General features: G+C 63.6%; 12 protein-coding genes. 2 read left to right on the top strand and 10 right to left on the bottom strand.

What is annotated here, in order from left to right:
• The 7 genes from E8E68_RS11130 to tcyJ all read right to left on the bottom strand — a co-directional run bounded on the left by E8E68_RS11130 (position 1) and on the right by tcyJ (position 7,290).
• Entirely contained in the window at positions 1-801 is an 801-nt protein-coding gene (locus tag E8E68_RS11130) for a MetQ/NlpA family ABC transporter substrate-binding protein (protein WP_280341361.1), read from the bottom strand.
• Positions 794-2,179 carry an LLM class flavin-dependent oxidoreductase gene (locus tag E8E68_RS11125; protein ID WP_280341358.1) on the bottom strand — a complete coding sequence of 462 codons (1,386 nt, stop codon included), beginning with the start codon at positions 2,177-2,179 and terminating at the stop codon, positions 794-796. Before E8E68_RS11125 ends, E8E68_RS11130 begins: the two co-directional genes overlap by 8 nt.
• Positions 2,179-3,360 (bottom strand): SfnB family sulfur acquisition oxidoreductase, encoded by a 1,182-nt coding sequence (locus tag E8E68_RS11120; RefSeq protein ID WP_280341355.1) that lies wholly within the window; start codon positions 3,358-3,360, stop codon positions 2,179-2,181. The genes E8E68_RS11125 and E8E68_RS11120 overlap by 1 nt, the downstream gene beginning before the upstream one ends.
• Positions 3,361-3,501: 141 nt before the next feature.
• Complete coding sequence (locus tag E8E68_RS11115) at positions 3,502-4,743, bottom strand: SfnB family sulfur acquisition oxidoreductase (RefSeq protein WP_110744832.1); 1,242 nt, start codon at positions 4,741-4,743, stop codon at positions 3,502-3,504.
• A gap of 326 nt (positions 4,744-5,069) precedes the next feature.
• The gene (gene tcyN / locus E8E68_RS11110; protein WP_110744831.1) at positions 5,070-5,828 is read right to left on the bottom strand and encodes an L-cystine ABC transporter ATP-binding protein TcyN; all 759 of its coding nucleotides are present in this window, start codon (positions 5,826-5,828) and stop codon (positions 5,070-5,072) included.
• Between the two features lie 2 nt (positions 5,829-5,830).
• Complete coding sequence (gene tcyL / locus E8E68_RS11105) at positions 5,831-6,499, bottom strand: cystine ABC transporter permease (protein WP_051099126.1); 669 nt, start codon at positions 6,497-6,499, stop codon at positions 5,831-5,833.
• On the bottom strand, positions 6,496-7,290 hold the full coding sequence (gene tcyJ / locus E8E68_RS11100; protein ID WP_266033683.1) for a cystine ABC transporter substrate-binding protein: 795 nt from the start codon (positions 7,288-7,290) through the stop codon (positions 6,496-6,498). The genes tcyL and tcyJ overlap by 4 nt, the downstream gene beginning before the upstream one ends.
• Before the next feature lie 390 nt (positions 7,291-7,680).
• Here tcyJ and epsC point away from each other — a divergent pair, with 390 nt between their 5' ends.
• Entirely contained in the window at positions 7,681-8,613 is a 933-nt protein-coding gene (epsC, locus tag E8E68_RS11095) for a serine O-acetyltransferase EpsC (RefSeq protein ID WP_110744829.1), read from the top strand.
• A gap of 348 nt (positions 8,614-8,961) precedes the next feature.
• Positions 8,962-10,923: a choline transporter BetT gene (gene betT, locus E8E68_RS11090; RefSeq protein WP_280341439.1), complete on the top strand. Its 1,962-nt coding sequence runs from the start codon at positions 8,962-8,964 to the stop codon at positions 10,921-10,923.
• 125 nt (positions 10,924-11,048) lie between these two features.
• Here betT and tauD read toward each other — a convergent pair whose 3' ends face one another.
• The 3 genes from tauD to tauB are packed head-to-tail and all read right to left on the bottom strand — an operon-like array spanning position 11,049 to position 13,555.
• Entirely contained in the window at positions 11,049-11,882 is an 834-nt protein-coding gene (gene tauD / locus E8E68_RS11085; protein WP_280341339.1) for a taurine dioxygenase, read from the bottom strand.
• Positions 11,883-11,930: 48 nt separating this feature from the next.
• The gene (gene tauC / locus E8E68_RS11080) at positions 11,931-12,770 is read right to left on the bottom strand and encodes a taurine ABC transporter permease TauC (RefSeq protein WP_110744826.1); all 840 of its coding nucleotides are present in this window, start codon (positions 12,768-12,770) and stop codon (positions 11,931-11,933) included.
• A complete protein-coding gene (tauB, locus tag E8E68_RS11075; protein ID WP_266033295.1) occupies positions 12,767-13,555 on the bottom strand; it encodes a taurine ABC transporter ATP-binding subunit in 789 nt (262 codons plus the stop codon). Before tauB ends, tauC begins: the two co-directional genes overlap by 4 nt.
• Position 13,556 lies beyond the last annotated feature (1 nt).

Genomic DNA, 13,556 nt, shown 5'->3' with positions numbered 1-13,556 from the left:
TCAGCCTTCCCAGCCGGCCTGGTACAGCTTGCCGTGGGCTTTGTCGAGCGCTGCGCGCACCGTTGGCGAGTGTTGGTAGATGTCGACGAATTTGGCCAGGCGCGGGTCGTCCTTGCTCTGCGGGCGAATGACGAACTGGATCACGTACTCCTTGTTCTCGAGGCCGTCGAACAGCAGTGCCGAGCCTGCATCGAAGCTATTGGCCAGGCGAATGTAGGCCGGGTAACCCTGCACCAGGTCGGCGTCGTCATACGCACGTACCAGTTGCACTGCCTCCACTTGCAGGATCTTCAGCTTTTTCGGGTTGGCGACGATGTCGTCCTCGGTGGCTTTATAGCCGACCCCGGGCTTGAGTGTGATCAAACCGGCCTTGGCCAGCAGTTGCAGGCCGCGGCCACTGTTGATCGGGTCGTTGGCGATGGCCACGCTGGCGCCTTCTGGCAGATCGGCGAAGCTTTTGTACCTTTTCGAGTAGAGGCCGACGTTGTTGATGATGCCCGGGGCGTACGGCACCAGGTTGAAGCCCGCAGCCGCCTTGGCGTTTTCCAGGAACGGGATGTGCTGGAAGTAGTTCACGTCGATGTCGCCGCTGTTGAGGCTGACATTCGGCGCAATCCAGTCGCTGAACTCGATCAGCTTCACTTCAAGGCCTTGCTTGTGCGCTTCTTCCACGGCGGCCTCCAGCGGGATGGCAAAGGCCGAGGTGGTGCCGATCTTCAAGGGTTCGGCGGCCAGGGCAGTGGCGGCCATGCCGAGGGTAATGGCGATGGCCGCGACGGGCCGGAACAGTTTCTCAAGCATGGTGCAGGGCTCCAGTCGGGGATGGGGTGAAGCGGTAAGTCGAAGCGGGGTGGTCGGCGGGCAGGTGCGGGTGCGCGGCGTGGAACAGCTTCTGGCGCAGGGTGCCTTCGGCGTAGGCGGTCTTGTAACGGCCACGCTGTTGCAGTTGCGGAATGACCTGGTCGATGAAGTCTTCGAAGCTTTCCGGGGTGACGGTGCGGGTCAGGTTGAAACCGTCCAGCCCGGTTTCGTCGATCCAGGCGATCAGCTGTTCGGCGACCTGGTCGGGCGCGCCGACCAACGTCACGTAGCGGCCGCCCAGGGCGTGCTGCTGCAACAGGCGTCGGCGGGTCCAGGCGTTGTCTTGCAGTTGGCGCGTGGCCGACTGGATGGCGTTGCCCTGGCTGAAGGCAATCGGCTCGTCCAATTCATAGGCGGCGAAGTCGATACCGGTGGATGCCGCGAAGTGCGCAACCCCAGCCTCGGCGCTGGCGTGGCGCAGGTACTCGGCATGCTTTGCCTGGGCCTGTTGCTCGGTCGGGGCGACCACCACCGTGATGCCCATGAACACCTTGACCGCCTGCGGGTCACGGCCGGCAGCCCGCGCAGCGGCACGTACCTTGTCGACCTGAGAGCGGGTGGCAGCCTTGTCCTGGCCGCTGATGAATACGCATTCGGCATGGTTGCCGGCAAAGGCCAGGCCACGCGGTGAGCTGCCGGCCTGGAACAGTACCGGGGTGCGCTGCGGCGAGGGCTCGCACAGGTGGTAGCCGTCGACCTTGTAGAACTCGCCGTGGTGCTCGACTTTGCGCACCCTGTCGGGCCGGGCATAGACACGTTGCTGGCGGTCGGCGACCACCGCGTCATCGGCCCAGCTGCCTTCCAGCAGCTTGTACAGTACCTGCAGGTATTCATCGGCCTGGTCGTAGCGACGGTCATGCTCGGGTTGCTGTTCCAGGCCCATGGCCCGGGCGGCGCTGTCGAGGTAGCCGGTGACGATGTTCCAGCCCACCCGGCCATTGCTCAGGTGGTCGAGGGTGGAAAGGCGCCGGGCGAACAGATACGGCGCCTCGTAGGTCAGGTTGGCGGTAAGGCCGAACCCCAGGTGGCGGGTGACCGCAGCCATGGCCGAGACCAGCAGCAGTGGGTCGTTGACCGGCAACTGGATGGACTCCTTGAGGGTCATGTCCAGCGACTGCCCGTAGACGTCGTAGGTGCCGACGATATCGGCGATGAACAGCCCGTCGAACAGGCCACGCTCCAGCAGGCGTGCGAGGCGGGTCCAGTAGTCCAGGGTCTTGTACTGGGGCGAGGTGTCCCGTGGGTGGGTCCACAGGCCGTGGTTGATGTGCCCGATGCTGTTCATGTTGAAGGCATTGAGCAGGATCTGCCTGGCCATCAGATGGTCCCCCGACGTGGTGGGTTGGCATCGTTGAGGTAATAGTTACCGATAGCGTGGTACTTCCAGCGCACCGGGTCGTGCAGGGTGTGCACGCGGGCGTTGCGCCAGTGGCGATCGAGGTTGTGCTCGGCCAGCGTCGCCTGGCTGCCGCCCAGCTCGAACAGGGCAGTACCGGCGGCGAGGGATATTTCGGTGCTGATGGCGCGAGCTTCGGCAACTGCGATGGAGGCTGCGGCGACGTTCTCGGCGCTGCTGTCGTCGCGGGCGCGGTCGAGGTACTCGCCGGCACGATCCAGCAGTGCTTCGGCAGCGTGTAGACGGATTGCCAGGTGGCCAAAGCTTTTCAGTGTCAGGGGGTCATCCGTGGCCTTGTCCAGGCCGGAATCGACCCACGGGCGGCTGCGGGTGCGCACGAAGTGCAGGGCATCTTCATAAGCGGCGCGGGCGATACCGGTATCGATGGCGGCGTGGAGAATCTGTGCCAGCGGGCCGACCGGGGTGGGGCGCTCGAAAGCGCTCTGGAACGGCACCACGTCGGTGGCGCTGACATACACGTTGTCGAACACCACCGAACCGCTGCCGGTGGTGCGCTGGCCAAAACCGCTCCAGTCGTCGATTACCTGCAGGCCTTGGCTGTCGGCCGGAACGAAGGCCAGGTGCTGCACGCCTTGATCGTCCACCACCGAGGTGGGGATACGCTGGGCGTAGATGGCGCCGGTGGAGTAGAACTTGCGGCCATTGATGCGGAAGCCATCGCCGTCACGGCTCAGGCGGGTGGTGCGTTCGTTGGCGGTCTTGGTGCCCAGTTCAGCCAGTGCGTTGCCGAAGCGGCGGCCAGCCAGCACTTCGGCATACAGCCGCTGTTGCTGTTCGGGCGTGCCGTTTACCCGCAGCACTTCCAGGCCGTAGAAATGGTTTTGCGGGATCTGCCCAAGCGAGCCGTCGGCTTGGGCGATACGGGCGATGACCTTGGCCAGGGTGACGTTGGACACTCCAGCACCGCCGAAGGCCTTGGGCACGCTGATGGCCCACAGCCCGGAGCGGGTGAACAGCTCCAGTTCGGCGTGTGGCAGGCGGCGTTCGCGGTCGCGCAGGGCGCTGTCACGGCGCAGTTTCTGGGCGATGTCTTCGGCGACGGCCAGGGCTTGGGCGTCGCTGGTGATGATAGCGATTGTCATAAAGTTCTCCGGGGGGCGCCTCGCAGCCCTTCGCAGGCTTGCTCGCTCCCACAGGTAAAGTGATGCCAGTTCAAGCGGTGGCAATCCTGTGGAAGCGGGCAAGCCCGCGAAGGGCCGCGCAGCAGCCCCAAAGCCAGCAATTCAGATCCAGGAATGCCGCGCAGGCAGGGTGCCGTTAAGGTGGTAAGCGCCCACCGCGTGGTACTTCCAGCGCACCGGGTCGTGCAGGGTGTGTACGCGGGCATTGCGCCAGTGGCGGTCGAGGTTGAACTCGGCAAGGGTGGCCCGGCTGCCAGCCAGTTCGAACAACTTCTCGCTGGCCTGCAGGGCAATCTCGGTGGTCAGCACCTTGGCCTCCGCCACTGCGATCGAGGCCCGTGCTGCGGAGTCGGCATCGATCGGGGCGGCGTTGACCTCGTCGAGTACTCGAGCAGCCTTGCGCAGCAATGCTTCTGCCGCGTGAAGTTCAAGCTTCAGGCGGCCGATGTCAGCGATTACATAAGGGTCGTCGCTAGCCCGCTCGACATTGGCTTCGATCCACGGCCGGGATTTCTCGCGGACGAACTTGATCGCATCATCGATGGCCGCTTCGGCGATACCGGCGTCGATCGCTGCCTGGATCAGTTGCGAGGACGCGCCCTGAATGTTGGGGATATCACGCTGGCGCCAGTTGTCGATCACCAGCTCCGCGTCTACCGGCACTTCGTCCAACAGCACAGTGCCGCTGGCGGTAGTACGCTGGCCGAACCCGGACCAGTCATCGACGATGCGCAGCCCCGGGCTGCCCCGCCGCACGAATGCCAGGCGCTGGCGGCCTTCCTCGTCCAGGGCTTTGACCGCCACCCAGTGGGCGAACAAGGCGCCGGTGGAATAGAACTTCTCGCCGCTGATGCGATAGCTGTCGCCAACGCGAGTAATGCGGGCATTGAGGGTGAGCGTGTCCTTGGTGCCGCGCTCGGGCCCGGCGTTGCCGATGCGCCAGCCGTCGAGCACGCTGCGGAAAATCAGCGCCTGCTGCGCTTGGCTGGCCGTCAGGCGCAGCAGTTGCAGCATGCCGAACTGGTTCTGCGGGATCTGCCCCAGGGCGGGGTCGGCGGCGCTGATCACGCGGAACACTTCGGCTACGGTTTCGAACGATACGTCGGGGCCACCGAACGCCTTGGGTACGCTGATGCTGCCCAGGCCGCTGCGGGTGAACAGCTCGATTTCGGCCCATGGCAGTTTGCGTTGCTGGTCGCGGCGAGCGGCCTGCTCGCGAGCGACCTCGGCCAGTTCGCGGGCGGCTTGCAGGGCTTCTGCGTCGTTGCGCAGCACGCTGGCCGGCAGCAGCAGGGGCGAGCTGTCGAGATCGCTGTGGAATTGGCTATTTGGCTGGCTGGACATCAGTACCGCTCCTTGGCTGCACTCAATGCCCTGGCGTTACGCACTGGGGTGATTGTGATCCTGACCATTCCTGACCTCACAAAGTAGTTATGCCGCTACAGCTGGTCGCGGCAGATGTGTGCTGGTCCGGTGGTCCGGTTTATATACCCTAATGCTTTATAAAATGTTTATGAACTAACTCTTTGGAATATCTATAGAAGGAGGGATTTGTTACAGATGTGCCGGCCCTTTCGCGGGCACGCCCGCTCCCACAGGTACTGCACAGGTATTGAAACCGGTGCGACACCTGTGGGAGCGGGCGTGCCCGCGAAGAGGCCGGAACAGGTTTATTCGGAAGCTGCGGTGCCGAGGAACTTGCGCAGGAACTGCCGGGTACGTTCTTCCTTCGGTGCCGCGAACAGCGCCTTGGCTTCGCCCTGCTCCACGATCACACCCTTGTCGAAGAAGATCACCCGGTTCGCCACATCTCGGGCAAAGCTCATTTCGTGGGTGACGATGATCATGGTGCGCTTCTCCTCGGCCAAGCCTCGGATGGTCGCCAGCACTTCGCCGACCAGCTCCGGGTCCAGCGCCGAGGTGGGTTCATCGAACAGGATTACCTCCGGCTCCATGGCCAGGGCGCGGGCGATGGCTACCCGTTGCTGCTGGCCGCCCGACAGGCGCCGCGGGTAAGCGTCTTCCTTGCCCGCCAGACCCACCTTGGCCAGCAGGCGCCGGCCCAGTTCGATGGCTTGCTCGCGGGGCGTCTTCTTGACGATCACCGGCCCCTCGATCACGTTTTCCAGGGCGGTGCGGTGGGGGAACAGGTTGAAGTTCTGGAACACGAACCCGGCCTGCTGACGCAGGCGGCGGATCGCACTTTGCTGGCCACCCAGCGGGCGGTTTGCATCGATGCTGATGGCCCCTAGCTGGATCTGCCCGGCATCAGGCGTTTCCAGCAGGTTCAGGCAACGCAGGAAGGTGGTCTTGCCTGAGCCGCTGGGGCCAATGATAGCCACTACTTCGCCGGGCTGGACGGTCATGTCGATACCGTTGAGCACGGTCTGGCCCTTGAACCGCTTGGTCAGGCCTTTGACTTCAATCATGCTCAGTGCTCCTGGTCATGCTGGTTGACCCGCGCTTCCATACGGTTCTGGAAGTGCGCGAGGATGCTGCACAGCACCCAGTAGATGACCGCTACCGCCACGTACATGGTGAACACTTCAAAGGTACGTGCGGTGATCAGCTGGGCCTGGCGGAACAGCTCTGGCACCTGGATGGTTGCCGCCAAGGCAGTGTCCTTGACCAGCGAGATGAAGCTATTGCCCAGCGGTGGCAGAGCGGTGCGCAAGGCCTGTGGCAGGATTGCCCGGCGCATGGCCTGTACGCGTGTCATGCCGATACTGGCAGCAGCTTCCCATTGCCCGCGGTCGATCGAGGAGATCGCTGCGCGCAGGATTTCGCAGATGTAGGCGGCCATGTTCAGCGACAGGCCGATCAACGAAGCCGGGATCGGGTCGAGTTCGATACCGATCTGCGGCATGCCGAAATAGATCACGAACAGCTGCACCAGCAACGGCGTGCCGCGGAAAAACGACACGTAGACCCGCGCCAGCCAGTTCAGCGGCAGGATCTTCGACAGCCGCATCAGCGCGAGGGCGAAGCCCAGCACCAGGCCGAAGAACATGCCGCCAACGCTGAGCAGCACCGTATAACCCGCGCCCTTCAGCAGGAAGGGCGTGGAGTCGACAACAAGTTGCAGGCTTTCAGCGATCATTTGGTGACATCGGCACCGAAGTATTTTTCCGACAGCTTGGCCAGCGTGCCGTCAGCCTTGAGCTTGTCGATGGCCTTGTTGATTGCTGCCAGCAGTTCAGGCTCGCCCTTGCGCAGTGCCACGCCGCTCTCCAGGCGTGAGAACGCATCGCCGGCAAGTTCGGTGTCCTTGGCTTTTTGCGCGTATTCCAGTGCGGCCAGGCGGTCGATCAGGATGGCGTCGATGCGGCCGTTACGCAGGTCGGCGAACTTGCTTGGGTCGTCTTCGTAGGTGCGCACGTCGGCTTGTGGCACGTCCTTTTTCACCCACTGCTCATAGTTGGTCCCCAGGCCCACGCCGACCTTTTTGCCGGCCAGGTCCTGCGCGCCCTTGATGTTCAGCTGCTCGGCCTTCTTCTTCAGAATCAGCGCCTGAATGCCGGAGATGGTGTAGGGCTCGGAGAAGTCGTACTTCTTCTTGCGCTCTTCGGAAATGGTCACCTGGTTGACCACCACGTCCAGGCGCTTGGACTCCAGCGCAGCGAGGATGCCGTCCCACTTGGTCGGCTGGATCTTGGCCTTGACCCCTAGCTCCTTGGCAAGCAGTTCGGAGAGCTCGACTTCAAAGCCGGTCAGCTTGCCGTTTTCGTCCTGGAAGCTGAAGGGTGGGTAGGTGCCTTCCAGGCCGACGTTGATCACGCCTTTTTCCTGGATGGTCTTCAATTGTTCGCCGGCAAATGCCTGGCCGAGCAGGCCTGCACCCAGCAGGATTGCCAGGCTGGCGTTGAGTAGCGGTTTGGCGAATTTCGACATGTCAGAGCCCCGCGCTTGTTGTTTAAGTGGTGGGTGGCGACTATAGGGTTGGCTGCTTAGGCCAGGAAATACTAAAAAATTATTTTATTATTTCCTTTTGTATTTTTGCCAAGTGCTAGCTGCTTTGAGGGTAGGCGAGGTTGCCTGCGCCGTCATCGCCGCTTATGCCTGACTTAGCGCAGGGTGGAATAAAGCGTTGTTTTTTCCAAGGGACGGATTTGCCGTAGAGTGGATCGCATGTAGGCAGGCCCGGCCCTTTCGCGGGCACGCCCGCTCCCACAGGTACAGCACAGGGCTCAAAAGCTGTGATGTACCTGTGGGAGCGGGCGTGCCCGCGAAAGGGCCGGGCCTGGCGAAAAAATCAGATGGCCTATACGGCAGGAGAAAACCGTGAGCGAACAACCTTCATCCGCGCACTGGCAGTTGCAGAGCATTGTCACTGGCCTGCGCGGCGCCCGTGAGCAATGGCGCACCCGCAATGGCCGCAGCATTGGCGAGCAGGGCGGGCGTGAGCTGCCATCGCGGGAGGCGATGCGGCAGATTCTGGAGCAACTGTGCGGTGCGTTGTTCCCCATGCGCCTTGGGCCGGTGGACCTGCGCGAGGAGAGCGAAGACTTTTACGTGGGCCATACCCTGGATGCCGCGCTGACCGCCTTGCTGACCCAGGCGCGGTTGGAGTTGCGCTATGCCGCCCGGCAAAGCAAGGCTGAGCTGGCCAGCGTCGATGCCCAGGCCCTGAGCCTGATACAGGGCTTTGCCGCTGCGCTGCCGGCATTGCGCGTGCTGCTCGACACCGACGTGCTGGCCGCCTACCACGGTGACCCGGCCGCCCGCAGCGTCGATGAGGTGCTGCTGTGCTACCCCGGGATCCTGGCGATCATCCACCACCGTCTGGCGCACCACCTGTACCGGGCCGGCCTGCCGCTGCTGGCGCGGATCAGTTCGGAGCTGGCGCATTCGGCCACCGGTATCGACATTCACCCAGGCGCGCAGATCGGGCCAAGCTTCTTCATCGACCACGGAACCGGCGTGGTCATCGGCGAAACCGCAATCATCGGCGAGCGCGTGCGCATCTACCAGGCGGTGACTCTGGGTGCCAAGCGCTTCCCAAGCGATGAGTCGGGGACCTTGCACAAAGGCCTGCCGCGCCATCCCATCGTCGAGGACGATGTAGTGATCTACGCCGGAGCCACAGTGCTGGGGCGCATTACCATCGGCAAGGGTTCGACCATTGGCGGCAATGTGTGGCTGACCCGCAGCGTACCGGCTGAGAGCAACATCACCCAGGCCAACCTGCAGCTGGATTGCCAGGACAAGAACTGATCTGGCATTTGCTTAGCCTGTACCGGCCCTTTCGCGGGTAAATCGGATCGCCGCACCGCCGCTCCCACAGGTACTGCACAAGTTTCGGGTTCTGTGAGGCCTCTGTGGGAGCGGGTTCACCCGCGAAGAGGCCAGCGCAAGAGAACGCCAATCAGCGCCCCAATTCGCATTGAAATCCGATCCATGGTTAACTTGAACGCTTGTTCAATGAAAAAACGCTGGTCCGCTGCCGGTGTTCAACAGGAGGATTCCTTTGCTGAACCCGTTCATTCCGAACCTTACGTCATGTGACGAGGTGCACGCCCGATGAGTGCACCGAACCCGTCCCTTGCCAATGGCAAGATCCGCATGAACCCCCCGGTGTTCTATTTTGCGGCAAGCTTCATCCTCATCTTCGGCCTTGTGGTCATCAGCAATCCGCAAGCTGCAGGCGACTGGTTGCTGGCGGCGCAGAACTGGGCCGCCAACACGGTCGGCTGGTACTACATGCTGGCGATGACGCTGTACCTGGTCTTCGTGGTGGTCACCGCCTTGTCCGGCTACGGCAAGATCAAGCTCGGTGCCGACCACGACGAACCCGAGTTCAGCTACCTGTCATGGGCCGGCATGCTGTTTGCCGCCGGTATCAGCATTACGCTGTTCTTCTTCTGTGTCTCCGAGCCGCTGACCCACATGCTGCAACCGCCCCAGGGCGAAGCGGGCACGGCCGAGGCCGGGCGCCAGGCGATGCAGATCCTGTTCCTGCACTGGGGCCTGCATGGCTGGGGCGTATTCGCCTTTGTCGGCATGGCGCTGGCCTACTTCGCCTACCGACACAACCTGCCGCTGGCGCTGCGCTCGGCGCTGTACCCGCTGATCGGCAAGCGCATCAACGGGCCGATCGGCTACGCGGTGGACGGCTTCGGCATCATCGCCACGGTGTTCGGCCTGGGCGCCGACATGGGCTTTGGCGTGCTGCACCTGAACGCCGGCCTCGACTACCTGTTCGGCATCAGCCATAGCCAGTGGGTGCAGGTGATCCTCATCACACTGATGATGGGCGCGGCCGTGGCCGTGGCCGTTGCCGGGGTAGAGAAGGGTGTGCGGGTGATGAGCGACATCAACCTGTTCCTGGCCTGCGCGCTGCTGCTGTTCGTGCTGTTCGCCGGGCCAACCCAACACCTGTTCAACACCCTGATCCAGAACCTTGGCGACTATCTGGGCGCATTGCCGCGCAAGAGCTTCGACGTTTATGCCTACGGTGAAAACCGTGACTGGCTGGGCGGCTGGACGGTCTTCTACTGGGCCTGGTGGATTGCCTGGGCGCCGTTCGTGGGCCTGTTCATCGCCCGCATTTCCCGTGGCCGTACTATCCGCGAGTTCGTTTTTGGCGTGCTGCTGATCCCGTTGGGCTTCACCCTGGCGTGGATGTCGATCTTCGGCAACAGTGCACTCGACCAGGTGATCAACCACGGCATGACCGCACTGGGTCAGTCCGCGCTGGACAACCCGTCGATGAGCCTGTACCTGCTGCTGGAGACGTACCCCTGGAGCAAGGTGGTGATCGCCACTACCGTGTTCATCAGCTTCGTGTTCTTCGTGACCTCGGCCGACTCGGGCACTGTGGTGCTCTCGACCCTGTCAGCCAAGGGCGGTGATGCCGATGAAGACGGGCCGAACTGGCTGCGCATCTTCTGGGGGGCGATGACCGCGCTGATCACCAGTGCACTGCTGTTTGCGGGCAGCATCGATTCGCTCAAGTCGGCGGTGGTGCTGACCTCGCTGCCGTTCTCGCTGATTCTGCTGTGCATGATGTGGGGGCTGCACAAGGCCTTCTACCTGGAGTCGCAACGCCAGATCGCGCAGATGCACTCGCTGGCCCCGTTCGCCCAGTCACGCCGTGGCCGTGGTGGCTGGCGACAGCGCCTGAGCCAGGCGGTGCACTTCCCGTCGCGTGATGAGGTGTACCGCTTCATGGACGACGTGGTGCGCCCGGCGATTGCCGACGTGCGTGAAGTGTTCGAGCAGAAGGGCCTGGTACTGATTACCCAGGACGACCCGAGCCACGACAACGTCAGCCTGAAGATTGGCCATGGCGAGGAGCAGCCGTTCATTTACCAGGTGCAGATGCGTGGCTACTTCACGCCATCGTTCGCCCTGGGTGGGCTGGGTACGCAAGAGTTGAAGAACCGCCGCTACTACCGCGCCGAGGTGCACCTGAGCGAAGGCAGCCAGAACTATGACCTGGTGGGCTACAGCAAGGAGCAGATCATCAACGATATCCTCGACCAGTACGAGCGGCACATGCAGTACTTGCACCTGGTCCGCTGACCAAGCTCTCCTGTCCCGGCCTCTTCGCGGGCAAGCCCGCTCCCACAGGCACGGCACCGGTTTCGAAACCTGTGTTGTACTTGTGGGGGAGGGCTTGTACGCGAAGAGGCCGGGACAGGCAACAGCTAGAAAGGCGCATCCCCAAGGATGGTCGCGCGGTGCATCACCCGCCGGTTCGGCCGGTAGTCATCCACCGCGAAATGCTGGGTCACGCGGTTGTCCCAGAACGCCACGTCATTCTCCTGCCACCGCCAGCGAATGCTGAATTCCGGCCGCGTAGCATGGGCGAACAGCAGCTTCAGCAATGCCTCGCTTTCCAGCTCGCTCAGCTCATTGATGCGTGTAGTAAACCCTTCATTGACGAACAACGCCTTGCGCCCGCTGACCGGATGCGTACGCACCACCGGGTGCGACAGCGGTGGGTTGTTGCGCCGGGTGGCTTCCCAGCGCGCCAAGTCTTCGGCCGTGGTGCCAAAGCGCTCCAGCGGGAATGACTTGGTGAAGTCATGGGTAGCGGTCAGCCCATCGAGCATTTCCCGCAGCGGCACCGACAAGGCCTCGAAGGCGGCAATGCCGCTGGCCCACAGGGTATCGCCACCGAAGGCCGGCAACTGCTTGGCACTGAGCACCGCGCCCAGTGCCGGGGTCGGCAGGAAGGTCACGTCGGTGTGCCATACGGCATTGTCGCGTACATCGGTCACTGCTGTGTCGAGTACCAGCACCTGCGGGGTGTCCGGCACGTTGGGGTAGATTGGGTGAATGTGCAGGTCACCGAAGCGGGCAGCAAAGCGCGCCTGCTGCTCCGGGGTGATCGGCTGGTCGCGGAAGAACAGCACCTGGTGCTGCAGCAGCGCCTGTTCGATGGCGTCGCGTTCTGCTGCGCTGATTTCGCGGCTGATGTCCACACCGCTGATCTGGGCGCCGAGCGCCGGGCTGAGTGGGGTGATGGTCAGGCTCATGTCGGTCTCTTCAATCAGGCGCCAGTGTGCTGGCGTGGGCAATGGGGTTCAGTGGCTTTGCCCGTGCCAGGGCACCAGCTTGCGTTGCAGGGCACGCAGGCTCATCTCCAGGGCGAAGGCGATCAGGGCGATCAGCAGAATGCCCAGTACCACCACATCGGTGACCAGGAACTGCGCCGCCGACTGCACCATGAAGCCTAGGCCGCTGGTGGCGGCGATCAGTTCGGCGGCGACCAGGGTCGACCAGCCAACCCCCAGGCCGATGCGGATACCGGTGAGGATGTCGGGCAGCGCGCTGGGCAGGATCACATGGCGAATCAGCTGGGCCTTGCTGGCGCCTAGCGACTGCGCGGCACGCAGCTTGGCTGGGTCGACCGTGCGTACGCCGGTGGCAGTGGCAATGGCGATCGGGGCGAAAATCGCCAGGTAAATCAGCAATACCTTCGACAGCTCGCCAATGCCGCACCAGATGACGATCAGCGGCAGGTAGGCCAGCGGCGGGATCGGCCGGTAGAACTCGATCAGCGGGTCGAGGATGCCGCGTGCAATGCGGTTGTAGCCGATGGCGATACCCACCGGGATGGCAGTGAGGGTGGCGGCCACCAAGGCCACGCCGATGCGCCCCAGGCTGGCGCCCAGGTGCTGCCAGAGGCTCGCGTCCATGTAGCCCTGGGTCAGCAAGGTCCAGGCTTTGGCCAGGATATCGCTGGGCGAGGGTAGGAACAGGGGCTCGACCCAACCGGCAGCAGTCACCAGCCACCAAGCCAGCAGCAGGCTGGCGAGGGTCAGGGCGCTGATCCAGCGGGTAGGCAGTGGGCGGCTCAGCCGGGTGGCTGGCCGGGCTTGTTCTTCGCTTTTGCCGGTAACCGGCAGGTCCAGGCTGCTCATGCGCGCTCCTGCAAGCTTTGGCGTTGAGAGAAAACGCGGGCCAGTACGTGCTCGCGGGTTTCGATGAAGGCCGGGTCGGACTTGATCGCCCGGGCCGACTCACCTGCGGCATAGCGCTGGCCGAAGTCCAGTTGCAGACGTTCCACTACACGCCCCGGGTTGGGTGCCAGCAGCACCAGCTCGCTGGCCAGAAACACGGCCTCTTCAATGTCGTGGGTAATCAGGAACACCGGCTTGGCGGTGCGTTGCCACACCTGCAGCAACAACTCCTGCATTTGCTCGCGGGTGAAGGCATCGAGGGCGCCGAACGGTTCGTCCATCAGCAGCACCCGTGGGTCGGCTGCCAGTGCCCGGGCAAGGCCCACGCGTTGCTTCTGGCCACCTGACAGCTGCCAGATGCGCCGCTCGCCGAAGCCGGCGAGGTCGACCAGGGCCAGCATCTCGCGTGCCCTGGCTTCACGCTCGACGCGCGGCACGCCGGCCAGCTCCAGGCCGAAGGCGACGTTGCCTAGCACGTTCTGCCAGGGCAGCAGCGCGTCGTCCTGAAATACCACGCCGCGCTCGGCGCCGGGGCCCTCCACCGGCACACCGTCAAGGGTGATACGGCCGGCGCTGGGGGGGACGAAGCCGGCGATCAGGTTAAGCAGCGAGGTCTTGCCGCTGCCGGATGGCCCCAGGGCCACCAGCAACTGGCGAGGCCCCAGGCTCAGGTTGATATCGGCCAGTACCGGGGTGGCGGCACCGGGGTACTGTGCGCTGATGCGCTCCAGTTCGAGCAAGGCCATG

Source organism: Pseudomonas sp. BN607 (assembly GCF_029871175.1).
Taxonomy (GTDB): Bacteria; Pseudomonadota; Gammaproteobacteria; order Pseudomonadales; family Pseudomonadaceae; genus Aquipseudomonas.
Note: the sequence above shows the minus strand (reverse complement) of the source record. Positions and strands in the feature narration are given on the sequence as shown.